The sequence below is a fragment of the Maritimibacter harenae genome (assembly GCF_009882975.1).
Classification (GTDB): domain Bacteria; phylum Pseudomonadota; class Alphaproteobacteria; order Rhodobacterales; family Rhodobacteraceae; genus Maritimibacter; species Maritimibacter harenae.
On sequence record NZ_WTUX01000010.1, the window covers coordinates 113194 to 136760 of the forward strand.

The 23567-nt window shown below is 67.2% G+C and carries 23 protein-coding genes; 10 read left to right on the top strand and 13 right to left on the bottom strand.

Annotation, left to right across the window (positions count from 1 at the left end):
• Positions 1 to 243: 243 nt before the first annotated feature.
• Both GQE99_RS04885 and GQE99_RS04890 read right to left on the bottom strand, forming a co-directional pair.
• Positions 244 to 648: a hypothetical protein gene (locus GQE99_RS04885; RefSeq protein ID WP_161350473.1), complete on the bottom strand. Its 405-nt coding sequence runs from the start codon at positions 646 to 648 to the stop codon at positions 244 to 246.
• Between the two features lie 27 nt (positions 649 to 675).
• A complete protein-coding gene (locus tag GQE99_RS04890) occupies positions 676 to 2307 on the bottom strand; it encodes a long-chain fatty acid--CoA ligase (protein WP_161350804.1) in 1632 nt (543 codons plus the stop codon).
• Between the two features lie 143 nt (positions 2308 to 2450).
• On the opposite strand from GQE99_RS04890, the gene GQE99_RS04895 reads away from it, so the two are divergent.
• Together GQE99_RS04895 and GQE99_RS04900 are read left to right on the top strand one after the other, a co-directional pair.
• Positions 2451 to 3473 (top strand): NADP-dependent oxidoreductase, encoded by a 1023-nt coding sequence (locus GQE99_RS04895; protein WP_161350474.1) that lies wholly within the window; start codon positions 2451 to 2453, stop codon positions 3471 to 3473.
• On the top strand, positions 3473 to 4246 hold the full coding sequence (locus GQE99_RS04900; RefSeq protein ID WP_161350475.1) for an SDR family NAD(P)-dependent oxidoreductase: 774 nt from the start codon (positions 3473 to 3475) through the stop codon (positions 4244 to 4246). The genes GQE99_RS04895 and GQE99_RS04900 overlap by 1 nt, the downstream gene beginning before the upstream one ends.
• 281 nt (positions 4247 to 4527) lie before the next feature.
• On the opposite strand, the gene GQE99_RS04905 is transcribed toward GQE99_RS04900, so the two are convergent.
• Positions 4528 to 4932, bottom strand: coding sequence for a MerR family transcriptional regulator (locus GQE99_RS04905; RefSeq protein ID WP_161350476.1), 405 nt, complete (start codon positions 4930 to 4932; stop codon positions 4528 to 4530).
• A gap of 66 nt (positions 4933 to 4998) precedes the next feature.
• On the opposite strand from GQE99_RS04905, the gene GQE99_RS04910 reads away from it, so the two are divergent.
• A complete protein-coding gene (locus tag GQE99_RS04910; protein WP_161350477.1) occupies positions 4999 to 5910 on the top strand; it encodes a cation diffusion facilitator family transporter in 912 nt (303 codons plus the stop codon).
• Between the two features lie 7 nt (positions 5911 to 5917).
• Here the strand turns inward: GQE99_RS04910 and GQE99_RS04915 are convergent, their stop codons facing one another.
• From GQE99_RS04915 to GQE99_RS04925, 3 genes are all read right to left on the bottom strand, one after another.
• Positions 5918 to 6682, bottom strand: a complete 765-nt coding sequence (locus GQE99_RS04915; protein ID WP_161350478.1) for a hydroxypyruvate isomerase family protein — start codon at positions 6680 to 6682, stop codon at positions 5918 to 5920.
• 105 nt (positions 6683 to 6787) lie between these two features.
• On the bottom strand, positions 6788 to 7423 hold the full coding sequence (locus GQE99_RS04920; RefSeq protein ID WP_161350479.1) for an OmpA family protein: 636 nt from the start codon (positions 7421 to 7423) through the stop codon (positions 6788 to 6790).
• Between the two features lie 115 nt (positions 7424 to 7538).
• Positions 7539 to 8402: a methylated-DNA--[protein]-cysteine S-methyltransferase gene (locus GQE99_RS04925; protein WP_161350480.1), complete on the bottom strand. Its 864-nt coding sequence runs from the start codon at positions 8400 to 8402 to the stop codon at positions 7539 to 7541.
• Positions 8403 to 8529: 127 nt separating this feature from the next.
• Between GQE99_RS04925 and nth the strand changes: the two genes are divergently transcribed.
• Positions 8530 to 9174, top strand: a complete 645-nt coding sequence (gene nth / locus GQE99_RS04930) for an endonuclease III (RefSeq protein WP_161350481.1) — start codon at positions 8530 to 8532, stop codon at positions 9172 to 9174.
• Entirely contained in the window at positions 9171 to 10160 is a 990-nt protein-coding gene (locus GQE99_RS04935) for an adenosine kinase (RefSeq protein WP_161350482.1), read from the top strand. The genes nth and GQE99_RS04935 overlap by 4 nt, the downstream gene beginning before the upstream one ends.
• Before the next feature lie 207 nt (positions 10161 to 10367).
• On the opposite strand, the gene GQE99_RS04940 is transcribed toward GQE99_RS04935, so the two are convergent.
• The 7 genes from GQE99_RS04940 to GQE99_RS04970 form a co-directional block, all read right to left on the bottom strand.
• Positions 10368 to 12719, bottom strand: a complete 2352-nt coding sequence (locus GQE99_RS04940; RefSeq protein WP_161350483.1) for an aldehyde dehydrogenase family protein — start codon at positions 12717 to 12719, stop codon at positions 10368 to 10370.
• 4 nt (positions 12720 to 12723) lie between these two features.
• A complete protein-coding gene (gene deoC, locus GQE99_RS04945; protein ID WP_328794056.1) occupies positions 12724 to 13728 on the bottom strand; it encodes a deoxyribose-phosphate aldolase in 1005 nt (334 codons plus the stop codon).
• A 160-nt stretch (positions 13729 to 13888) separates the two neighbouring features.
• Complete coding sequence (locus GQE99_RS04950; RefSeq protein WP_235917116.1) at positions 13889 to 14596, bottom strand: ABC transporter ATP-binding protein; 708 nt, start codon at positions 14594 to 14596, stop codon at positions 13889 to 13891.
• Positions 14593 to 15360 (bottom strand): ABC transporter ATP-binding protein, encoded by a 768-nt coding sequence (locus GQE99_RS04955; protein ID WP_161350484.1) that lies wholly within the window; start codon positions 15358 to 15360, stop codon positions 14593 to 14595. Before GQE99_RS04955 ends, GQE99_RS04950 begins: the two co-directional genes overlap by 4 nt.
• The gene (locus tag GQE99_RS04960; protein ID WP_161350485.1) at positions 15357 to 16619 is read right to left on the bottom strand and encodes a branched-chain amino acid ABC transporter permease; all 1263 of its coding nucleotides are present in this window, start codon (positions 16617 to 16619) and stop codon (positions 15357 to 15359) included. The genes GQE99_RS04955 and GQE99_RS04960 overlap by 4 nt, the downstream gene beginning before the upstream one ends.
• On the bottom strand, positions 16616 to 17548 hold the full coding sequence (locus tag GQE99_RS04965; RefSeq protein ID WP_161350486.1) for a branched-chain amino acid ABC transporter permease: 933 nt from the start codon (positions 17546 to 17548) through the stop codon (positions 16616 to 16618). The genes GQE99_RS04960 and GQE99_RS04965 overlap by 4 nt, the downstream gene beginning before the upstream one ends.
• An 82-nt stretch (positions 17549 to 17630) precedes the next feature.
• Complete coding sequence (locus GQE99_RS04970; protein ID WP_161350487.1) at positions 17631 to 18866, bottom strand: branched-chain amino acid ABC transporter substrate-binding protein; 1236 nt, start codon at positions 18864 to 18866, stop codon at positions 17631 to 17633.
• A 195-nt stretch (positions 18867 to 19061) separates the two neighbouring features.
• Between GQE99_RS04970 and GQE99_RS04975 the strand changes: the two genes are divergently transcribed.
• The 5 genes from GQE99_RS04975 to GQE99_RS04995 are packed head-to-tail and all read left to right on the top strand — an operon-like array spanning position 19062 to position 23565.
• Complete coding sequence (locus tag GQE99_RS04975; protein WP_161350488.1) at positions 19062 to 20249, top strand: acyl-CoA dehydrogenase family protein; 1188 nt, start codon at positions 19062 to 19064, stop codon at positions 20247 to 20249.
• A gap of 4 nt (positions 20250 to 20253) precedes the next feature.
• Complete coding sequence (locus tag GQE99_RS04980; RefSeq protein ID WP_202530582.1) at positions 20254 to 21363, top strand: acyl-CoA dehydrogenase family protein; 1110 nt, start codon at positions 20254 to 20256, stop codon at positions 21361 to 21363.
• Positions 21360 to 22178: an SDR family oxidoreductase gene (locus GQE99_RS04985; protein WP_161350489.1), complete on the top strand. Its 819-nt coding sequence runs from the start codon at positions 21360 to 21362 to the stop codon at positions 22176 to 22178. The genes GQE99_RS04980 and GQE99_RS04985 overlap by 4 nt, the downstream gene beginning before the upstream one ends.
• Positions 22179 to 22180: 2 nt before the next feature.
• On the top strand, positions 22181 to 22639 hold the full coding sequence (locus GQE99_RS04990; RefSeq protein WP_161350490.1) for a MaoC family dehydratase: 459 nt from the start codon (positions 22181 to 22183) through the stop codon (positions 22637 to 22639).
• Positions 22636 to 23565 (top strand): SDR family NAD(P)-dependent oxidoreductase, encoded by a 930-nt coding sequence (locus GQE99_RS04995; RefSeq protein WP_161350491.1) that lies wholly within the window; start codon positions 22636 to 22638, stop codon positions 23563 to 23565. The genes GQE99_RS04990 and GQE99_RS04995 overlap by 4 nt, the downstream gene beginning before the upstream one ends.
• The last annotated feature ends 2 nt before the right edge of the window (positions 23566 to 23567 follow it).

The window sequence follows — 23567 nt, forward strand, 5'->3', positions numbered from 1 at the left end:
CGGCGGGGGCGCGGCAACGACAGGGGAATTCCCGTCAGCGCTTTGTGGCCGGCAACGCCGACGCCCGTTGTAAGAGAGGACCAGCCCCGGACGAATACATGGACATGCGGTTCCGACCCGCGCATCAGAGCTTGTTCACCAACGTCCCGAGCCGCGTCCCCACCCCCATGCGCGCTATCACTTCGAGACCGGCCCTTCCCTGCGCTCGGCGATGTCGCTCGCCTTGGAACTTGACAAAGGACATCAGAGCGCGGCCACCGCCCCCGCGGGGCCGGGCAGCGTATTGGCGGGCATGTCCCCGTCGTAGAGCCGAAAGAACAGAAGATCTCCCTGCGCCACCAGGATGCCACCGATCACGCCGGCGACGAGGGGCATCCAGGGCGACGGGAAGCGGGCGTTTTCGCCCCGCAGCCGGGCGGTGAGCCATGACCGCAGCCCGACGCGGCGTGACAGCCCCACGCCAAGCGCAACGCCGACCACCATCAGGACGGCCGGCTGCACCACGACCAGCAGCCGGAGCGTCTCGGCGGGCACATCGGGTGTGTCCGGCAGGCTTGCGAAAAGCGAAACGTCGATCGAGACCGCGAGCGCCGCGATCCCGATCAGTCCAAGTGCGCACCACGCGGCGAAGGGCTTCATGAAGAACATGCGACCCGTGTGGCGCAATTCCACCTGCTAGGCAACGTCCGGATGGTTGTAGCCCTCGAGCTGCTTGCGCAGGTTCAGTTTCGACACCTTGCCCGTCGCCGTGAGCGGCAGCTCGTCGACCCAGATCACGTCGTCGGGCAGCTGCCACTTGGCGAAATGCGGGGCCATCGTATGGCGGATCTCGTCGAGCGACGGCTTCGTTTCGCCGGCGGCCACGGCCACCAGGACCGGGCGCTCGTCCCATTTCGGATGCGCCACGCCGATGGCCGCGCAATTGGCGATCCCGGGGTTGGCCAGTGCCGCGCTTTCCAGGTCGATCGAGGAAATCCATTCGCCGCCCGACTTGATCAGGTCCTTGGAGCGGTCCTGTATCGTCAGGTAGCCATCGGGGTCGATGCTCGCCACGTCACCGGTGCCGAACCAGCCTTCGGCGTCGAAGGCCTTCGCGCTGGCGTCTTCGTTCTTGTAATAGCCCGAGATGATCGCGTTGCCGCGCACGTAGAGTTCGCCCATCGCCTTGCCGTCATGCGGCTGGCGATTGCCGTCCTCGTCCACGATCTTGAGGTCCACGCCGAAGACGCGCCGGCCCTGCTTGGCCTTCACGTCGATCTTCTCGTCGAACGGCAGTTCGGTGACGCGCGGCGGCGTGACGCCGTGGGTGCCGATCGGCGACATCTCGGTCATGCCCCAGGCGTGGTTCACGTTCACGCCGAGCTTTTCGAATTTCTCGATCATCGGGCGCGGGGCGGCCGACCCGCCGATCACCACGTCGCCGAATCCCGCGGGCGCGCGGCCCTGGTTCTCGATCTCGGCGAGGAGTCCCATCCAGACGGTGGGCACGCCCCAGGCGGAGTAGACCTCCTGTTTGTCCATGAGCTTGAACAGGTTGGGCCCGTCGAGCGCGGGGCCGGGCATGATCAGGTTCACGCCCAGGATCGGGCCGGCATAGGGAAGGCCCCAGGCATTCACGTGGAACAGCGGGACCACCGGCAGCACGTTGACGCCCTGTCCCAGCGCGCCGCCCATGACGGCGGCGACCATCAGCGCGTGAAGTACGGTCGAGCGGTTGGAGTAGAGCGCGCCCTTGGGGTTGCCCGTGGTGCCGGAGGTGTAGCACAGGCCCGCCGCCGCGTTCTCGTCGAGTTCGGGCCAGTCGTAGGTCGTGGGCTGCCCGTCGATCAGCCCCTCGTAGACGAGCACGTCGAGCTTGGTGTCGGGCACGTGATCGTGATCGGTCATCACCACAACGCGCAGGTCCTTGGGCAGGTGGTCGCGCAGCCCCTCGATGATCGGCAGGAAGGTGGTGTCGACGAAGATCACCTTATCCTCGGCATGCCCGATGATGTAGATCATCTGCTCGGCCGAGAGGCGCGGGTTGATCGTGTGGCACACCGCCCCGATGCCCGAGATGGCGTAATAGAGCTCGAAATGCCGGTAGCCGTTCCAGGCCAGCGTCGCCACGCGGTCGCCTTCCTCGATGCCGAGCGCGCGCAGGGCGTGGGCCAGTTGTCCCACGCGGGCGTAGGTTTCACGGTAGGTCGCGCGGTGGATGTCGCCTTCGGTGCGCACGCTGGTGATCCCGGCATCCGGGTGTGCCTCGGCCGCGTAGTCCAGAATTGAAATGATCGACAACGGCCGATGCATCATCATGCCCTGCATGAAATCCTCCCTTTTGGTTGTCACGTCCGGTGCTCCTCCGGCACCGTTGGACCGAATCCCCTCCGGCTGACGTGGCGTTTTGCCTTGCGAAACTCCGTTTCAGCCCAGAGTATTCCCAAGACCTTGGAGGAAGGAAAGCACAAATGTCCATCACAGCAAAACGGATCGTTCTGGCGAAACGCCCGCAGGGCGCGGTCTCGGCGGAGAACTTCCGGCTCGAATCCCACGAGCTGCCCGACCCGGCCCAGGGCGAGGTGGTCGTGCGGGTGCACGCGATGTCGCTCGACCCCTACATGCGGGGCCGGATGGATGCGGCGAAGAGCTATGCCAAGCCCGTCGAGGTCGACGACGTCATGGAAGGCGGCACGGTGGGCGAAGTGATCGCCTCGAACGCCGACGGGTTCGCCGAGGGCGACATGGTGTTCGGCATGACCGGTTGGTGCGACCACGCCGTGATGCCCGCGAAGGAGCTGCGCCGCGTGCCGGACGGCGTGCCGCCGACGGCCGTTCTGGGCGTGCTCGGCATGCCGGGCTTCACCGGCTGGTACGGGCTGACCCAGATCGGCCAGCCCAAGGCAGGTGAAACCGTGGTGGTCGCCGCGGCGACCGGCCCGGTGGGCTCGATGGTCGGCCAGCTCGCCAAGCACAAGGGCCTGCGCGCCGTGGGCATTGCCGGCGGCGAGAAGAAATGCGCCCACGCCAAGGAGGTGTTCGGTTTCGACGCATGCCTCGATCACCGCGCCTACGCGGATGCCAAGGAGATGCGCCAGGCCATCGCCGGGGCCTGCCCGGACGGCATCGACATCTATTTCGAGAACGTCGGCGGCAAGGTGCTCGAGGGTGTGCTGCCCAACATGAACACCTTCGGCCGGATGCCGGTCTGCGGCGTCATCGCCTGGTACGACGGCGCAGGGGCGGACGAGCCAAACAAGCTGCCGGCGGCGTGGCGGTCGATCCTGGTCAACCGGCTCACCGTGCAGGGCTTCATCATCATGGACCAGTGGGACCGCCTGAACGAGTTCCTGTCCGAGGTCGCGCCGCTCGTGGCCGATGGCACGATCAAGTACACCGAGGACGTGGCCGAGGGGCTCGAGAACGCGCCGGAGGCCTTCATGTCGATGCTCAAGGGCGGCAACTTCGGCAAGCAGATCGTGAAGGTCGCCTGATGCATTCGCTCTTCGATCTTGCGGGCCAGACGGCGGTGGTCACCGGTTCGACCAAGGGGATCGGCAAGGCGATCGCCGCCGCCCTGGCCGAGGCCGGGGCGAACGTCGTCATCTCGTCCCGCAAGGCCGACGCCTGCGATGAAGTGGCGGCGGAGATCAACGAAAAGGGGGGCGGCCGCGCGGTGGCCATCCCCGCCAACATCTCGCGCGACGAGGATCTCGACCGGCTGGTGGCCGAGACCGAGGCGCAGCTTGGCCCGGTGGACATCCTGGTCTGCAACGCGGCCGTGAACCCCTACATGGGACCGTTCCTGGATACGCCGGACGACGCTTTCGACAAGACGATCCGCGTCAACGTGCGCGCCAACATGCAACTTGCGCGCCGCGTGGTGCCGGGGATGCAGGCGAAGGGGGGCGGGGCGATCGTGATCGTGTCCTCGATCGCGGCGTTCAAGGGTTCGAAGCAACTCGGCATCTACGCGGTGACCAAGGCCGCCGATGCGCAGATCGTGCGCAACCTGGCCACGGCCTATGGCCCCGACAACATCCGGGTGAACGGCATCGCACCCGCGGTGGTGAAAACCGACTTCGCCCGCGCGCTCTACGAGGACCCGGAGCGCGAAAAGCAGGTCGCGGGCTCCTATGCGCTCAAGCGCCTGGGCGAGCCGGACGACATCGCGGGCGCCGCGCTCTACTTCGCGTCGCGCGCCGGGGCCTGGACGACGGGCCAGACGTTGATCATCGACGGCGGGTGGTCGATCGAGGAGTCGTGAGGGCCGTCCGGGACGGGTGCTGGGGCCTCGGCGTCTCTGGCGTTCAGAAGCCGGAAGACGGAGGGCTGTCGCCTCCCGTCCGGGTGCCCTCGGCAATGCAAGCGTGGCGCTGTCGACTGGCGCGGATCCCCGTTATTGGCCGGGGCGGCGTATGGTTCCGGACCCTGGCGTCTCTACTTCTCTAGAATCCTAGAATCCTAGGATTCTAGAGAAGCGAAAGACCGTCGCGCCCAACCCGCAGCCCGAGTGCCCGAAGACGCACCATGGATGCTGCCCACGCCTCAATGATCATGTGCGCAGCTGTCGTGATCACCGAACGCCTCGAGAATGTTGCACTCGTGCCCGGGTCCCCCGTCGCAGGCCGCCACGATGCGTTCGAGCTCGGCCTCCAGTCTGCGCAGGCGACCGATCCGGGCGCGGATGTCCGAGAGATGGGTTTCGGCGATCTCGTGGGTCTGGTCGTGGTTCGTCGGGTCCAGCGCCACAAGGGCCCGAATCGCGTCGAGCGACAAACCCAGGTCACGCGCGTGGCGGATGAAGCCGAGCCGATCCAGACCGGCCCGCGAATACCGTCTCTGGTTGCCAGCGGTGCGCGCCTCGGCTTCCAGGAGCCCGACCTCCTCGTAATACCGGATCGTCGGCACCTTCACCCCGGTGGCGTGGCTGAGTTCGCCGATTGAAAACATGCGGAAAAACCCCTTGAACCTCTAGTCGCTAGAGGAATTATGTAGGCGTGGCACAGGGAGAATGCCATGCCGCACGATCACCACCACCATCATGTCGACCCGGAAAGCGGCGACCGCGCGGTCGCGGCCGCCGTCGGCGTCAACGTCGCGCTCACGGTTGCCGAGATCGTGGGCGGTCTCCTGTCCGGCTCCGTCGCCCTGATCGCGGACGCGGTGCACAACCTGTCGGACGCGGCGAGCCTCGCCATCGCCTGGTTCGCGCGGCGCATCGGGCGGCGGCCGACGGACGAGACGATGACTTTCGGCTACAAGCGGGCCGAACTGGTGGCAGCGCTGATCAACCTCACGACCCTCATCATCATCGGGCTCTACCTCGTCTACGAGGCGGTGCAGCGCTTCTTCGAACCGGTCGAGATCGTCGGCTGGCTGATGATCTGGGTGTCGCTCTTCGCGCTGGTCGTGGATGCGGTGACGGCGTGGCTCACCTACCGCCTGTCCAAGGAAAGCGTGAACATCCGCGCGGCGTTCCTGCACAACGTGGCCGATGCGCTGGGCTCGATCGCGGTGATCATCACGGGTGGTCTCATCGTCTGGCTGGGCTGGAGCTGGGCGGACCCGGTCGCCACGCTCCTGATCGCGGGCTACATCCTGTGGATGGCGCTGCGCGAAATCCGGGGCGTCATCCGCACCCTCATGCTGGGCACGCCGGAGGGGATCGAACCGGACGAGCTCCTGGCCGAGATGGAGCGGATCGAGGGCGTGGACAGCGTCCACCATCTCCATGTCTGGCAGATCAGCGAACAGGTCACGTCGCTCGAGGCGCACCTGGTCACGGGGGCCGGCGACCTCGACACGGTCAACCGGCTCAAGTCCGAGATGCGCGCGATGCTGTCGGACCGCTTCGGCATTTCCCACGTGACGCTCGACACCGAAACGCCGGACGCGGCCTGCGGACATCCGGCCAGGATCGGGGCCTAGGCCGCCGTCAGGCCCCCTGCGCCAGGCGCATCCAGTCCAGGCTGTCGCGCGTGTCGGGGGGCGGGTTGTATTCCGCCGACACCCAGCCGCCGTAGCCGGTTTCGTCCAGCCGGGCGAAGAAGGCCGGGAAGTCGACCGCGCCGGCCACGGGCGCCGTCCGGTCCGGGACGCTCGCCACCTGGATATGCACGGCGCGATGGCCATGCGTCTCCCACACCGCGTGCCCGTCACCCGTGATCTTCTGGGCGTGGTACATGTCGAACTGGAGGCCCAGGTTCGGGGCCGCGACCTCGTCGAGGATCTCGGCGGCCAGGTCGAAGTCGTTCAGGAAATACCCCGGCATGTCGACGCCGTTGATCGGCTCGATGGTCAGGCTCAGCTCCGGCGTCTGTGCGGCCGCCCAGCGGAGGTTCTCGACGAAGGTCGTGCGCGCGAGAAGTCCCGAGGCCTTGCCGGCCATCAGGTGCAGGTGCCGCGCCCCCAGAGCCTCGGCGAACCGGCGGGCGCGGGTGAAATCGTGGCGAAACCGCTCGGTCATGCCGGGCACGGCCGCGAACCCCCGCTCGCCGCCCGCCCAGTTGGGCGGCGGCGCGTTGATCAGCACCATTTCGAGCCCGGCCCTCTCGAGCCGCCGGTTCATCTGCGATACCGCGTCGTCGTAGGGAAACAGGGCCTCCACCCCGCGAAACCCGTGGTCGGCGGCGGCGGCGAACCGGTCGAGGAACGGGAGTTCCCGGAAAAGGTAGGAGATGTTGGCGGCGAATTTCGGCATGCCCGTCCAATAACGCCCGGGGCGGTGCGCGCAAAGCCCCCGCGAACGGTGCGAACGAAAAAGGCCGGGCGCGCGGCCCGGCCTTTCGCGGTGGTTTCGAAACGATCACCCGTTGGGGATGATCAGCACCTCGACCCGGCGGTTCTGCTGGCGACCCTCGGCCGTCAGGTTGGACGCCACCGGCTCGCTGTCGCCCTTGCCGATCGCGGTCAGGCGCGCCGCGCCCACGCCGTTGGCCTGGATCACGCTCTGCACCGCCTGCGCCCGGCGCTGGGACAGTTGCAGGTTGTAGCTGGCCGAACCGGTGTTGTCGGTGTGACCAACGACCTTGACCGTCGAGTTGGGATATTCGCGCAGGTTCTCGGCCAGGGCCCGGAGGTCGGGATAGAGCGAGGCCGAGACCTCCGCACTGTCCGTCGCGAACAGGATGCCCTGCGGCATGATGACCTTCAGCATCGAACCGGTGTTCACCACCTGGATGCGCGAGTTGTTGAAGCTTGAGCGCAGGTCGCCCGCCTGCTTGTCGAGCTGGTTGCCGACCATGCCGCCAACGATGGCGCCGCCCACGGCGCCGACCGTGGCCGTGGCCGCCCGGTTGCCCGGGATCGCCGCGCCGAACAGGCCGCCGAGCGCGGCGCCGGTGGCCGCCCCGGTGGCTTCGCGCTGCCCCATCGTTTCGCAGCCGGCAAGCGCGAGCGCCGAGACGAGTGGCAGTGCCAGCGCTGGTTTGAGAATCTTCATGACGTGGACCTTTCCATGGGTACCCGATCTTCGCGGCCCACCATAAGGCCCCGGCGTGACAGGGAAAAGGTGGGGGGCAGCGGGATCGCGCCGATGGCGGCGTTCCGCTCGAGTCTCACGCCTCGTCGCGCGCCGCCTCCCAGGCCAGAAGCGCGCGCTTGACCGGCAGGCCCCAATGATAGCCCCCGAGCCCCCCGGACTTGCGCAGCGCACGGTGGCAGGGGATGAGCCAGCTTACCGGGTTGCGCCCCACGGCGGTGCCCACGGCGCGCACCGCACGCGGGTTGCCGACGGCACAGGCCAGCTCGGAATAGGTCGTCACCTGGCCGGAGGGTATGGTGATCAGCGCCTCCCACACCTTGATCTGGAACGGCGCCCCGATCAGGTGAAGCCGCGCTTCGCCGGTCCGGTCGAAAGCCGCATCGAGATCGGCGCGCAGCGCCCCCGGATCCTCGACGAAGCGTGCCCCGGGCCAGCGCGACCGCATGTCCTCCATCGCCGGTTCGGCCCCCGTTTCGGCGGCGAAGGCCAGCCCGCAAATGCCGCGCTCGGTCGCCATAACCAGCGCCGGGCCGAAGGGCGAATCGAACCAGCCCCAGCGGATCGTCAGCCCGTCCCCGCCGCGCGCGTACTGGCCCGGCGACATCGCCTCCCACGTCAGGAACAGGTCGTGAAGACGCCCGCCGCCCGACAGGCCCAGCGACTGGGCGGTCTCCAGCGTCGTGAACTTTTCGCGCAGGAGCGTGCGGGCGTGGTCGAGCGTGAGATATTGCTGGTAGCGCTTGGGGCTCACACCGGCCCATTTCGAGAAGACGCGCTGGAAATGCGCGGGGCTCATGTCGACCTCGGCCGCCAGCGCCTCGAGCGAAAGCGGCGCCCCGCCGGCCGCGTCGATCGCCTCGATCGCGCGTCGGATGACGTTGTAGTGATAGGCGCCCTCCGTCTGCTGGTCGGGCCGTGTGAGATCGAGCGCTGTCATCGGGTGCCTCCTTCCCCGCCAATCTAGGCCCGCGTCGCGCTCCGGGCGACCCGTTTCCTGCGCTTTGCGCGCAATGTGAGAGGCCGACCGGCTTGCGCCCCGGGGCCAAACCCCCGATACCTGCGCCATGGCCAAGCAAATGGACTACAATACCATCCGCGAGGTGTTCCGCCGCTTCCACGAAGCCGACCCGGAACCCAAGGGCGAACTCGAGCACGTGAATGCCTACACGCTGGTGGTGGCGGTCGCGCTGTCGGCGCAGGCGACGGATGCGGGCGTGAACAAGGCGACGCGGTCGCTCTTCAAGGTCGCCGACACGCCCGAGAAGATGCTGGAACTCGGCGAAGAGGGGCTGGTCGGGCATATCAAGACCATCGGGCTCTACCGCCAGAAGGCCAAGAACGTCATCAAGCTCAGCCGCATCCTGGTCGATACCTATGGCGGCGAGGTGCCCAATTCCCGCGCGGCCCTCCAGTCGCTGCCCGGCGTGGGGCGCAAGACGGCGAACGTGGTCCTCAACATGTGGTGGCACTACCCGGCCCAGGCCGTGGACACGCACATCTTCCGCGTGGGCAACCGCACCGGCATCGCGCCGGGCAAGGACGTGATCGCCGTGGAACGCGCGATCGAGGACAACGTGCCGGCGGACTACCAGCTCCACGCGCACCACTGGCTCATCCTGCATGGCCGCTACGTCTGCAAGGCACGCAAACCGATGTGCCCCAACTGCATCATCCGAGACATCTGCCCCTACGAGGAGAAGACCCTGTGACCAAACGCTTCAAGGTCGTGGGCATCGGCAACGCCATCGTCGATGTCATCACCCAGTCCGACGACAGCTTTCTCGACCTCATGGGGATCGAGAAGGGCATCATGCAACTGGTCGAGAAGGACCGGGGCGAGCTGCTCTACGGCGCGATGGAGAACCGGGTGCAGGCGCCGGGCGGCTCGGTCGCCAACACGCTCGCGGGTCTCGGCAACCTCGGCCTGTCGACCGGGTTCATCGGCCGGGTGCGTGACGACGCGCTGGGCCGGTTCTACGCCCACGAGATGACCGAGGACGGCACCGTCTTCGTCAACGCGCCGGTGAAGGAGGGCGAACTGCCCACCTCGCGCTCGATGATCTTCGTGACGCCGGACGGCGAGCGGTCGATGAATACCTACCTCGGCATCTCCTCGGAGATCAGCGAGCTGGACGTGCACCCCGAAACCGCCGAGGACACCGAGGTGATGTTCCTCGAGGGCTACCTCTACGACAAGGACAAGGGCAAGGCCGCCTTCGACCGCGCCGCCGAACTCACGCACAAGTCCGGCGGCAAGGTCGGCATTTCGCTGTCCGACCCGTTCTGCGTCGAGCGCCACCGCGACGACTTCCGCCGCTTCGTGCCCGACATGGATTTCGTGATCGGCAATGAACACGAATGGGAAAGCCTCTACCAGACCGACCTGTCGGCGGCCCTCGAACAGGCTGCCTCGGAATGCGGTCTGGTGGTCTGCACGCGCTCCGGTTCGGACGTGGTGCTGGTGCAGGGCGACCGCGAGGCGACGGTGCCGGTGAACCGGGTGGACCCCGTGGACACCACAGGCGCCGGCGACCAGTTCGCCGCGGGCTTCCTGTACGGGTATGCCACCGGCCGCGATCTCGAGACCTGCGGGCGCATGGGGACCATCGCGGCGGGCGAGGTGATCAGCCATATCGGGCCGCGCCCCGAGGTCGATCTCAAGGAGCTGTTCCGCAAACACGGCGTCGCGCTCTAAGGCATGTCGCGGCGGGCTGCGCCCGCCACGACCCGCCGGGGGAGGCGCTGCCTCCCCCGGACCCCCTCCGAGGTATTTATGAAACGAAGAAGGGACCTCGCGGCCCCTGCCTTCTCTGTTTTCGAAATACCTTCGGGGGTGAGCGGCGAAGCCGCGAGGGGGCAGACAGCCCCCTTGCCGCATCTGCGAAAACACCCGGGCCCGGGGTCACTCGCCGTAGGGCACCCAGACGGACTTGACCTCGGTGGCCTGCGCCAGGAATTCGCGTCCTTCGCCGTCCGCGCCCATCCAGTCGCGGCCGCGCGCGTTGTTGACCCAGGTGCGCTTGAGGTTGCCGGCGCTCTCCAGCTCGATCAGCGACGAGATGTCGGCGCCAGACGCGCTCCAGACCGCGTCGACGCCGAGGTGGCCGGCCAGCGGCGCGGCGAGCTCGGCATGGCTTCCGGTGAGGATGTTCACCACCCCGCCGGGCAGGTCCGAGGTCTCGAGCACCTGGTAGAAATCCGTCGCCGCCAGCGGGAAGGGCTCGGAAGCGACCGTGACCACGCGGTTGCCCATCGCGATGGCGGGTGCCACCAGGCTCACGAGCCCGAGGAGCGGGTGGTCGTCCGGGCAGAACTGGCCGATCACGCCCACGGGTTCGTTCATCGCGAGGGCCACGCCGCGCAGGGGTACGGGTTTTGCCGCGCCGTCGTACTTGTCGGCCCAGGCGGCGTAGGTGAAGAGCCGATCGATGGAACGCTCGACCTCGGCCTTGCCGTTGCGCGCCCCGGTCAGGGCGTTGAGGCGGTGGGCGAACTCGTCGGCGCGGGCCGACAGGTTCTCGCCGATGTAGTAGAGGATCTGCGCGCGGGCATGGCCCGTCGTCTTGGCCCAGCCCGCGGCCCCGGTGGCGGCCTCGACCGCGTTGCGCACGTCCTTGCGGTTGGCGAGGCTCGCGTGTCCCGCGAGGTCGCCGGTCTTCGACCAGACCGGGCGGGAATAGCCGCCGTCGGGGCGCGCCTGCTTGCCGCCGATGTAGAGTTTGGCGGTGCGGTCGAGCGCGTCGACCCTGGCGTCCTTGGGGGCAGGGAAAGCCGCGATCGGCTTCAGCGTCGTCGTTTTGCGCCGGGGCCTGGTGTAGGCCAGCAAGCCCTCCCAGCCGCCTTCGCGCCCGAAGCCGCTTTCGCGCACGCCGCCAAAGCCGGCCGCCGCGTCGAACATGTTGGTGCCGTTCACCCAGACCACGCCGGCCGCCAGTTTGGGCGCGACATCGAGGGCGAGGTTCACGTTCTCCGACCACAGCGTCGCGGCCAGTCCGTAGCGCGTGTTGTTGGCGAGGCTCACGGCCTCTTCGGGGGTGCGGAACGTGGTGGCGACCAGCACGGGGCCGAAGATCTCTTCCTGCATGAGCGACGAGGCCGGGGACATGCCGGTGATCAGCGTGGGCGGATAGTAGCAGCCGTTGGCGGGCATTTCGGCCGGGGCCTGGAAGACGTCGCCGTCGTCCGCGCCCGCCTCGACCAGTTTCGTCACGCGGTCGAGCTGCACCGGATCGACCAGCGCGCCCACGTCGATCGACTTGTCGAGCGGATCGCCCACGCGCAGCTTGGCCATGCGTGCCTTGAGTTTCTCGTAGAACCTGTCGGCCACCGGTTCATGGACCAGGAGCCGCGAGCCCGCGCAGCAGACCTGTCCCTGGTTGAACCAGATCGCGTCGACCAGCCCCTCGACCGCCGAGTCGAGATCGGCGTCGTCGAAGACGATGTAAGGCGACTTGCCCCCGAGCTCGAGGGTGAGCGACTTGCCGGTTCCGGCCGTCGCGCGGCGGATGATGCGGCCCACGTCGGTGGAGCCGGTGAAAGCGATCTTGTCGATGCCTTCATGGGTGACGATGGCCTCGCCGACCGCGCCGTCGCCGGTGACGATGTTGACCACACCCCTGGGCACGCCCGCTTCTTCGCAGATCTGCGCGAAAAGCAGGGCCGTGAGCGACGTGTACTCGGCCGGTTTCAGCACGACCGTGTTGCCCATCGCGATGGCCGGCGCGATCTTCCAAGACAGCATCAGGAGCGGAAAGTTCCACGGGATGATTTGACCGGCGACGCCGAGCGCCTCGCGGTCGGGCAGTTCGGCGTCCTGAAGCTGGGCCATCCCGGCGTGGTAGTAGAAGTGGCGCGCGACCAGCGGGATATCGATGTCGCGGCTTTCGCGGATCGGCTTGCCGTTGTCGAGGGTTTCGAGCACCGCGAAAAGGCGACTGTGTTTCTGCACGAGCCGGGCGATCGCGTAGAGGATGCGCGCGCGCTCGTGGCCGGAGATTTTCGCCCAGCCCGGCTGGGCTTTGCGCGCGGCCTGCACCGCGCGGTCGACGTCGTCGGCGCCGGCCTGCGTGACCTTGGCGAGCCGTTCGCCATTGGCCGGGTTCTTCGTGTCGAAGGTCTGGCCGGGCTTCGTCCAGCCGCCGTCGATGAAGAGGCCGAAGGCCCCGTCATGTTCCTCGATCCACGCCATCGCTTCCTTGGCGCTTTCGGGGGCGGTGCCGTAATCCATGCTGTCGAAGATTTCCTTGATCGTCATCGCCTCACCCCATCGCGTGGCGGTAGCCCGCCGAATAATGCCCGGTCACATGGTGTTCCAGCTGCCGCTCGATGTCGCCCAGCAGGGACGAGGCCCCGAAGCGGAACAGGTGCGGGTCGAGCCAGTCGTTGCCCAGCTCTTCCTTCACCAGCGCAAGGTAGGTGAGCGCGTCCTTGGCCTTCGAGATTCCGCCCGCCGGCTTGTAGCCGACCTTCACGCCGGACCGGTCGTAGTAGTCGCGGATCGCGCGCATCATCACGAGCGAGACGGGCAGGGTGGCGTTCACGCTTTCCTTGCCGGTCGAGGTCTTGATGAAATCCGCGCCGGCCATCATGCACACCAGCGAAGCGCGCGCGACGTTGCGCAGCGTGCCCAGTTCGCCGGTGGCGAGGATCGCCTTCACGTGGGCGTCGCCGCAGGCATCGCGGAACGTGCGCATCTCGTCGTAGAGCGCCTGCCAGTTGCCTTCGAGCACGTGGCGGCGCGAAATGACGATGTCGATCTCCTCGGCCCCCACCTTCACGCTTTCGCCGATCTCGGCCACGCGCAGGTGGAAGGGCGACAGCCCCGCCGGAAAGCCGGTCGAGACGGCCGCGACCGGGATGCCGGTGCCCTTCAGCGCGTCGACGGCGGTTTCGACCATGTCGTGGTAGACGCAGATCGCCCCGGTGGTGATCCCGTCCACGCCCAATGCTTCGAGCAGGTCGGCGCGCACCGGGTGCTTCGCCTTGGCGCAGAGACGGCGGACGCGGTTCTCCGTGTCGTCGCCCGCCAGCGTGGTCAGGTCGATCAGCGTGATCGCTTTCAGAAGCCACGCGGCCTGGTAGTCCTTTTTCACGGAGCGGCGCGCACCGATGGTGCCCGCGCGGCGCTCCACGGCGGACGTGTTCACCTGCACGGCGCGTACCCAGTCCATGTCGAGCGGCATGCCGGGATTTCGGCTCGGCACGACGTCGGGCAGCTGCGCCACCCCGAGGTCGGCCTTGGCGGTCTGGTCTTCGGTTTGCACGTCAATCTCCGGATGTTTGTCGCGAGCCTCGCACCTGCCGCACGCCTTGGCAATATTTTTCCCTTTGGTCAAATCATTGCTGGCGCCCAGCGAAAAAACGCCGGGGCAACCTGTGCCCCGGCGTTCTTTTTCCTGCTCTGTAGAGCCTGTAGACGGGGTGTCAGACCTCGAGCCACTCCGCGCGCACGTCGTCGCGTTCGGCGAATTCGGCGGGCGTGCCGCCATAGACGATCTCGCCATGTCCCATGACGTAGACGCGGTGCGCGATCCTGAGCGCGATGGACAGCTTCTGCTCGACCAGCAGGATCGCGACGCCGGTCTTGGCGATTTCCGCGATCATGTCGCCGATCTGCTGCACGATCTTGGGGGCCAGCCCCTCGGTCGGTTCGTCGATGATGATCAGTTCCGGGTCGCCCATCAGCGTCCGGCACATGGTGAGCATCTGCTTTTCGCCCCCGGACAGAACGCCCGCCTGGTTGTCGGCGCGCGCCCGCAGGTTGGGAAACATGTCGAGCATCTCGTCGATCGTGTACTTGCCCGGATGGCGCATGTCCTTGACGCCCAGGACGAGGTTCTGGCGCACCGTCATGGCCGGGAAGATGTCGCGGCTTTCGGGGACGTAGCCCAGGCCCATCCGCGCGATCTTGTGGCTCTCGAGCCCCGCGATCGGCTGACCCTTGAACAGGATTTCGCCTTTCGGGGGCACCTCGCCCATGATGGCCTTGGCGGTGGTCGAACGACCCACGCCGTTGCGGCCCAGGAGCGCGATCACCTCGCCCGGCATGATCTCCATGTTCACGCCGCGCAGGACGTGGGACTTGCCGTAATAGGCGTGCAGGTCGCGGACCTCCAGCATCGCTTCGCTCATGCCATCACCTCCGGCAGTTCTTCATCCCCCAGGTAAGCCTCGCGCACGGCCGGGTCGCCCCGGATCTCGGACGGCGGGGCCGACGCGATGATCTCGCCGTAGACCAGCACGCTGATCCGGTCGGCGAGATCGAAGATCACGCCCATGTCGTGCTCGACGATCACCAGCGTCTTTCCCTCGGTCGCCCGCCGGATCAGGTCCACCGCGCGGTCCGTCTCGGAATGGCTCATCCCCGCGGTGGGTTCGTCCAGCAGGATCACGTCCGCCCCGCCCGCGATGGTGATCGCGATCTCGAGCGCACGCTGGTCGGCGTAGGGCAGGAGGGCGGCCGGCACGTTCGCCTTGTCGGTGAGCGCGCAATGCTCCAGCACCTCCCAGGTCTTCTGCTGCACCGCCTTGTTCGACCCGATGTTCTTCCAGAAGGCATAGCCCTGGCCCATCGAGTGCAGAACGCCGCAACGCACGTTTTCTCGCACCGTCATGTTGGTGAAGATGTTCGAGACCTGGAACGACCGTGACAGCCCCAGCTTGTTGATCTCGTGCGGGGGCATCCCCGAGATCGTCCGGCCGTGCAGCGCGACCGTGCCGGACGTGGGCGTGTAGAGCCCCGAGATCAGGTTGAACAGCGTGGACTTGCCCGCCCCGTTCGGCCCGATGATCGCGTGACGTTCGCCCGGCGCGATGTCGAGCGACACGTCATTGATGATCTTGGCCGGGCCGAAGCTCTTGTTGAGGTTCTTCAGTGACAAAGCCGGGGTGGTCATGCGGCCTCCTCCTCTTTCGATGCGCGCTTGGTGATCCAGACGCCGGCGATGGCCGGCACGATCACGAGCACCCAGCTCAGCACGTTCTCATGGCCCAGGTGCAGGCCGAAGGGTTCGTAGACCTCGCCGTAGCCGTTGGACCAGCGGACCGAGACCTCGACCAGCACGATCAGGCCCATGAGCATCAGCAGGATGCCTAGGAGCCGCATCAGCCAGCGGCCCAGGTAGGCGCCGGGGTTGTCGCCGCGCACGCCGTCGAGGAAGCCGAAGACGATCCCCGCGATGCCGCGCGGGGCGAACATCACGATGGCGATGAAGAGCACGCCCAGGTAGAGCAGCCAGGCCTCGGTGAAGTCAGAGAGCATCGACTGCATGTAGGTCAGCAGGATCGCCCCGAAGATCGGGCCGACGAAGAAGGTGATGCCGCCCACGTAGGCCATGATCAGCACGAAGCCCGAGGGCACGAGGCTGAGGGCGTCCGGGGTGAAGATCTCGTAGTTCACCGCCGCCATGCCGCCCGCGAGCCCCGCGAAACCGCCCGCCGCGATGAAGACGAGGTAGCGCACGCGCTGCGGGTTGTAGCCGATGAACTGCACGCGCTGGGCGTTGTCGCGGGTCGCCTCGGACAGCTTGCCCAGCGGCGTGCGGGTGAAGGCCCACATTCCGATGACGCCGATGACGGTCCAGAATGCGATGAACCAGTAGACCTCGTCGATCGGACCCAAGGACAGGCCGAAGAGTTCGATCCCGTTCATCCGGTCGCCCGAGATGCCCTGTTCGCCCCCGAAGAAGCTGTCGAACATGAAGGCCGCCGCGAAGATCAGCTCGGCCACGCCGAGCGAGATCATGGCGAAGGTGGTGCCCGCCTTGCGGCAGGACGGCCAGCCGATGACCGCACCGGCGACCGCGCCGCCGGCGAAGCCGACCAGCGGCAGCAGGAACATCGGGACCGAGCCCCAGATGCCTGCGCCGTCCTCGATCCAGTTCATCGCGTGCATGGCGAGGTATCCGCCAAGCCCGAAATAGACCGCATGCCCGAAGGACAGAAGGCCACCGCGCCCGAGGACCATGTTGTAGGACAGCGCGAAGACGATGTTGATGCCCATCTGGTGGGCCAGCGTGTAGAAGGTGCGCGACGGCCCGACCATCGGGATCGCGAACAGGATCGCCGCGAAGATCAGGATCGGCAGCGTGCGCTGGCGGAACTTAGCCCCGGCGCTGGGCGCCAGGTCGGTGAAGCTCTGGGTCGTTTCGCTCATAGCTCCTTCTCCCCCAAGAGGCCCTGCGGGCGGAAAATCAGGATCAGCACGAGCAGCAGGAACGGCAGGACCGGCGCGAGGCTGGAGACCGAGATGCGGCCGACCTCGGAGAGGTCACTCATGCCGAGGAAGCCGAAGATCTCGGCGAACTTGAGGTTGATGCCCACCGCGAAGTTCTGGAGCAGCCCGATCAGGAGCGAGGCGAGGAACGCGCCCTCGAGGCTCCCGATCCCGCCGACCACGACGACCACGAAGACGATCGGTCCCATCTGGACCGCCATCGCCGGGTCGGTGACGAAGATGTTGCCCGCCATGACACCCGCGAGACCCGCGAGCGCACAGCCGATGCCGAAGACCATCATGAAGATGAACGGCACGTTGTGGCCCAGGTGGCCCACCATGTGCGGATGTGTCAGCGCGGCCTGGATGATGAGGCCCGCGCGCGTGCGCTTGAGCAGGAACCACAGGCCCACGAGCATCGCGACGGCGATGAAGATCACGAAGATCCGGTAGGCCGGGAAGCTGGCGCCGTAGATCTCGAACGCGGCGAAGTCCAGAAGCTCCGGCACGCGGTAATCCACCGCGGTCTTGCCGTAGACGATCTTCACGACCTCCTCGATCAGGTAGGCGAGCCCGAAGGTGAACAGCAGCTCGGCCACGTGCCCGTTCGGATGCACCCGGCGCAGGCCGTAGCGTTCGACGACCGCGCCGACGAGGCCGACGAGCACGGGCGCGATGAACAGCGCGATCCAGAAGCTGGACGAGCCGGTGATGGTGAAGGCGAAGTAGGCGCCGAGCATGTAGAAGGCGGCGTGGGCGAAGTTCAGAACGCCCATCATCGAGAAGATGAGCGTGAGCCCGGAGGACAGCATGAACAGGAGCAGTCCGTAGCTCACACCGTTCAGCAGTCCGAAGACGATCGTTTCCATGAGGACCTCGTACCGATGGAAGAGGGGCGCCGCAGCCCAGCGGCCCGGCGCCCCGGTTCAGACCCGTTGTCGGGGTGCCGGATTACTCCGGACGCTCCATTTCACAGGTGGTCGGCTGTTCGGCGGCGTCCATCGAAATGGTCCCCGCGTCCACCAGCTCCCAGCCGAGGTCGATGTTGTCGACGCCGTACTTCACGTCGTCGGACACCACGGAGATGTAGAGCGGCTGCTGGATCTGGTGATCCTCGGCGCGCATCGTCGCGGTGCCGTAGGCATGTTCGATGCTCAGACCCTCGAGCGCCTTGGCGACCGGGATCGGATCGTTGGTGCCGGCCTCTTCGGCGGCCTTCTTGAACATGTCCATCACGTTCCAGACCCGGTGGTAGTAGTAGTCGTAGTCCGGGAAGCGCTCCTTGTATTCCTCGATGAGCGCGTATTGCTCGTCCGAGGCTTCGAGGTTCGTGATGCCTTCGCTCACCTGGTGCAGCAGCCCGATGCCGTCTTCGCCGAGCGACGCGACCGCGCCCTTGGACCCGCCGTAGAAGGTCAGGTACGGCACTTCGGAGCCGCTTTCAGCCGCCGCCTTCATCAGGAGCTGCATGTCGGCGCCCCAGTTGCCGGTGATGACCGCGTCGGCGCCCGACGAGATGATCTTCTGGATGTAGGGGGTGAAGTCCTTCACCTTGCCCAGCGGATGCAGTTCGTTGCCCACGATCTCGATGTCGGGGCGCTTCTCGGAAAGCTGGCCCTCGGCGGCGGACGCCACGGCCTGCCCGAAGACGTAGTCCTGGCCGATCAAGTAGACCGACTTGATGTCGTCGCGCTCGGCGATCCAGTCGGTGATGGCGGCCATCTTCATGTCCGCATGCGCGTCGAAGCGGAAATGCCAGAAGCTGCACAGCTCGTTGGTGAAGGCCGGGGTCACGGCGGCATAGTTGAAGAACAGCACCTCGTCGCCCGGGTTGCGCTTGTTGTGCTTGTTCACGGCCTCGATCAGCGCGGCGGCCACGGACGAGCCGTTGCCCTGCACGATGTAGCGCGCGCCGTCGTCGATCGCCTTCTGGAACTGCACCAGCGATTCCTTCGGGTTCACCTTGTTGTCGTAGCCCATGATCTCGATCATGTCGCCGTTGACGCCGCCGTTCTCGTTGATGTGCTCGGCCGCGAGCTGGTAGCTCGTGTAGGCCGCTTCACCCGACGGCCCGAAGGGGCCGGAAAGCGGGTCGATGAAAGCGAACTTGATCGTGTCGGCGCTGGCGGCACCGAGTGCGAGCACGGACGTTGCCGCCGCCAGGATGGCGGTTTTCCTGAAATTCATTGTGTCCTCCCTTTGGTACGGACCCGACGGTTCTGGCCGGCCCCGGATAGGGAACAGTCAATTGCGGCGACCGAGTCATGTCAAGGATTTTGTAAAATACAGTTTTACACGGCGAAACGGTGGTGAAACTCTATTTTGCCTTGCAGAACAAATGCGGATGGTGTCCGCTAGGGCGAGGATGGGAGGAGAATCGTGATGACAGCGACCGATGATGCGCGCCTCGACGCCTTCCGCGACGAGATCGCGGGCTGGATCGACGCAAACGCCCCGTCTTCGCTGCGGGATCGGCCGTTCAGCGAGGACGACATCTGCTGGGGCGGCAAGCGCTGGACGTTCAAGTCCGAGGACCAGAAGACCTGGCTCGACGCCTGCGCCGCGCGCGGCCTGACTGCACCGACGTGGCCCGTGGAATACGGTGGCGCAGGGTTCAGCCGCGCACAAGACAAGATTTTCCGCGAGACGCTCGACCGGCTCCGGGTGAAGAAGCCGCTCGACAGCTTCGGGCTGTGGATGCTGGGGCCCGCGCTCCTGGCCTTCGGAACGGAAGAGCAGAAGCGCCACTTCCTGCCGCAGATCACGCGCGGCGAGATTCGCTGGTGCCAGGGCTACTCGGAACCGGGAGCGGGCTCGGACCTTGCCAGCGTCCAGACCCATGCCGAGGACAAGGGCGATCACTGGCTGGTCAACGGCCAGAAGATCTGGACCTCCTATGCCGACCAGGCCGACTGGATCTTCGCGCTCATCCGCACCGACCGCGAGGCGCCCAAGCACCGCGGAATCAGCTTCATGCTGATCGACATGGAAAGCGAAGGCGTCACCACCCGGCCGATCCGACTGATCTCCGGCAAGTCGCCGTTCTGCGAAACCTTCTTCGACAACGTGCGCGTGCCCAAGAGCTACGGCGAGGGCATCTCGTCCATCGTCGGCGAAGAGAACCGGGGGTGGGACGTGGCCAAGCACCTGCTCACCCACGAGCGCGAGATGATCGGTGGCGGCGGTTCGGGCCTGACCGGCGGACGATCGGTGGCGAGCGTGCTGGCCGATGACGGCGTCGACGACCCGGTGATCCGGGCACGGGCCATGAAGCTCGGCGTCGACGAGCTTGCCATGAACCTGACGCTGGAGCGCTACAAGGACATGGCCAAGCAGGGCGGTGTCGGCAACGCCTCGGCCATGCTGAAGTATTACGGCACCGAGCTGAACAAGGCGCGGTTCGAGCTTCTCATGGCGGCGGGCGGGTCGGACGCGCTGGCCTGGGACGGGGTGCACGGCACGCTTGCGCCCGAGTGGCTGCGCACCAAGGCCAACTCGATCGAGGGCGGCACCTCCGAGGTGATGCTCGACATCCTCGCCAAACGCGTTCTCGAACTGCCGAGTGAGTGACGACATGACCACCCTGACCCCGACCGAAGACGAAACCATGCTGCGCGACGCCGCGCGCGGCTTTCTCGACGACGCGGCGCCGGTGTCGAACCTGCGCGCCAATCGCGACGCGGGCCGACCGTATGACCCCGCCCTCTGGGACGAGATGGTCAAGATGGGCTGGGCCGGCGTCCTGATCGGTGAAGACGACGGCGGCTCCGACATGGGCTTCGCCGCCGCGAACACGCTTGCCGAAGAAATGGGGCGCACGCTGGCGGCCTCTCCGTTCCTGTCGACCGCGGTGATCGCCGCCACGACCCTGCGCCGTGCGGGCGCCCCGGGGCTGGCCGAGATCGCGTCCGGCGCGGCGACCTATGCGCTGGCCATCGACGAGGGGCCGAAGTTCGCCCCCGCCGCGACGCGGATGGCCGCGCGGGCGGACGGCAACGGCTTCAGCCTGTCGGGCACCAAGACCTTCGTGGGCGAGGGCACGAGCGCCACCCGGCTTCTCGTTCTGGCCCAATCCGAGGCGGGTCCGACGCTCTTCTCGATCGACGCGGAGCGCGCCGGGATCAGCCGCGAAAAGCTCGACCTCGTGGACAGCCGCGACCATGCGCGGATCACCTTCGACGATGTCGTGGCGACCGGCGAGGACGTGGTCGGCGAGGTGGGCCAGGGGCTTGCCGCCCTCGCGCCGGGCCTGCGCGCGGGGCAGGCGGCGCTGGCCGCCGAGCTCACCGGCCTGTCCGCCGGGGCCTTCGCCATGACCGCGGGCTACCTCAAGGAGCGCAAGCAGTTCGGTCGCCACATCGGCAGCTTCCAGGCGCTTCAGCACCGCGCGGCGCACCTGTGGTCCGAGATCGAGGTCACGGCCTCGACCATCGTGAACGCGGGCCGCGTGCTCGACGCCACGCCCGACGAGGCCGACCTCGCCGTCTCGCTGGCCAAAGCGCGCGCGACCGAGACCGCCAACCTCGCGGTGCGCGAAGGCGTGCAGATGCACGGCGGGATCGGCATGACCGACGATTTCGACATGGGCTTTTACATGAAACGCGCACGGGTCGCGGCCGAATGGCTGGGAGATTACGGCTACCACGCCGCGGTCGTCGCACGGGCACGGGGGGATGCGGCATGAGCCTGGCACCGAGCACACTTTTCGATCTCACGGGCAAGGTGGCACTGGTCACCGGCGGCGCGTCCGGAATCGGCCGGATGGCGACCGAGGGGCTGGCCGCGGCCGGCGCCCGGGTCCTGATCGCCAGCCGCAAGGGCGACGCCTGCGCGGCGGTCGCCGAAGAGATCAACGCGCTGGGCCTGCCCGGCACGGTCGAGGGCTTCGCCGGCGACGTCGCATCGCAGGACGGCGTCGACGCGCTGGCGGCGGACGTGGCGGAGCGCACCGACAAGCTCCACATCCTGATGAACAACGCCGGCCGCACCTGGGGCGCGCCGCTGGGCGAGTTTCCGTGGTCGGGCTGGGACAAGGTCAACGATCTCAACGTCACGGGCATGTTCCAGCTCACCCAAGCGCTTCTGCCGGTGCTCACGGCTTCGGCCACGGACGCGGACCCCGCGCGCGTTGTCAACACGGGCTCCGTGCTGGGCGACGTGCCGAAGGGCGACGGGGCCTATTCCTATTCCGTGTCCAAGGCGGCGGTGCACCACATGACGCGCATCCTCGCCAACGAGCTTGCCGAGCGGCGCATCACCGTGAACGCGCTCGCACCGGGGCCGTTCAAGTCCAAGATGACCGCCTTCGCGCTCACCGACGCGGACCAGGCGGACCGTACCGCCGACCGCGTGCCGCTGGGACGGCTGGGCGAGGCCTCGGACATCGCGGCGGCGATGCAGTTCCTTTGCGGTCCGGGCGGCTCCTACGTCACCGGCGCGGTCCTGCCCCTGTCGGGCGGGATCAACGTGCATTCCCCCGGCTCTCTCTTCGCGGAGTGATCATGACACTGGACGAGTTCATCGCGCTCAAGGGCACCGAGATCGGCGTCTCGCGCTGGTTCGACATCACGCAGGCACGCATCGACGCCTTCGCGGACGCGACCGAGGATCACCAATACATCCACACCGACCCCGAGGCGGCGGCGCAGAGCCCCTTCGGCGGCACCATCGCGCACGGGTTCCTGACACTCTCGCTCCTGTCGGCGATGACCTATGACTGCGTGCCGGTGGTCGACGGCACGGCGATGTCCGTGAACTACGGCATGAACCGAATGCGCTTCCTGTCGCCGGTGAAGGTCGACAGCCGCATCCGCGCGCGGTTCGTGCTGAAGGACGTCGACACCTCGCGTCCGGGCGAAATCACCACTATCACGGACGTGACCGTCGAGATCGACGGTTCGGACAAGCCCGCCCTCGTGGCCGAGTGGATCGGGCGCAGATATCTGGAGACAACTCAATGAGCGTATCTTTCGAAGGGCGTGTCGCCATCGTCACCGGCGCGGGGGCCGGGCTGGGCCGCGAGCACGCGCTGGGCCTCGCCGCGCGCGGCGCCAAGGTGGTGGTCAACGACCTGGGCGTGGCGACGGACGGCAGCGGTTCGGGTTCGGACGCGGCGCGCGCGGTGGTCGAGGAAATCCGCAGCAAGGGCGGCCACGCCATCGCCAACGGTGCCGACGTGACCAGCGCCGAGGAGACCGAGAAGATGGTCGAGGACGCGATCGCGGAATTCGGCCATGTCGATATCCTGGTCAACAACGCGGGCATCCTGCGCGACAAGACCTTCGCCAAGATGGACCTGGCCGACTTCGCCAAGGTGCTCGACGTGCACCTCATGGGCACCGTCAACTGCTGCAAGGCCGTGTGGAACCATATGGTCGCGCGCGAATACGGGCGCATCGTGGTGACGACGTCCTGCTCCGGCATGTACGGCAATTTCGGGCAGTCGAACTACGGCGCGGCCAAGGCCGGGGTCGTGGGCCTGATGAACACGCTGGCCATCGAAGGGGCGCGCAAGAACATCAAGGTCAACACGCTCGCTCCCACGGCCGCGACGCGGATGACCGAACAGCTGCTCACCCCGGAAACGCTGGAACTGCTCCAGCCCGACACGATCACGCCCGGCCTTCTGGCGCTGGTGGCCGAGGACGCGCCGACCAAGATGATCCTTGGCGCGGGCGGCGGCTGCTTCGCCGAGATCCGGATCACCGAGACGCCCGGCGTGGCGCTCGTCGGTGACGACCTGTCGCCCGAGGGCGTCGTCGCCGCGATGGGCGCGATCCGCGATCCCGAGGGCGCGGAGGTCATGGACAACGCATTTTCACAGACACGCAAATATGCCCGGATGGGTGCGGCGGCCCGTGGCCTGCCGCTGCCCTGGGACGAATAGGA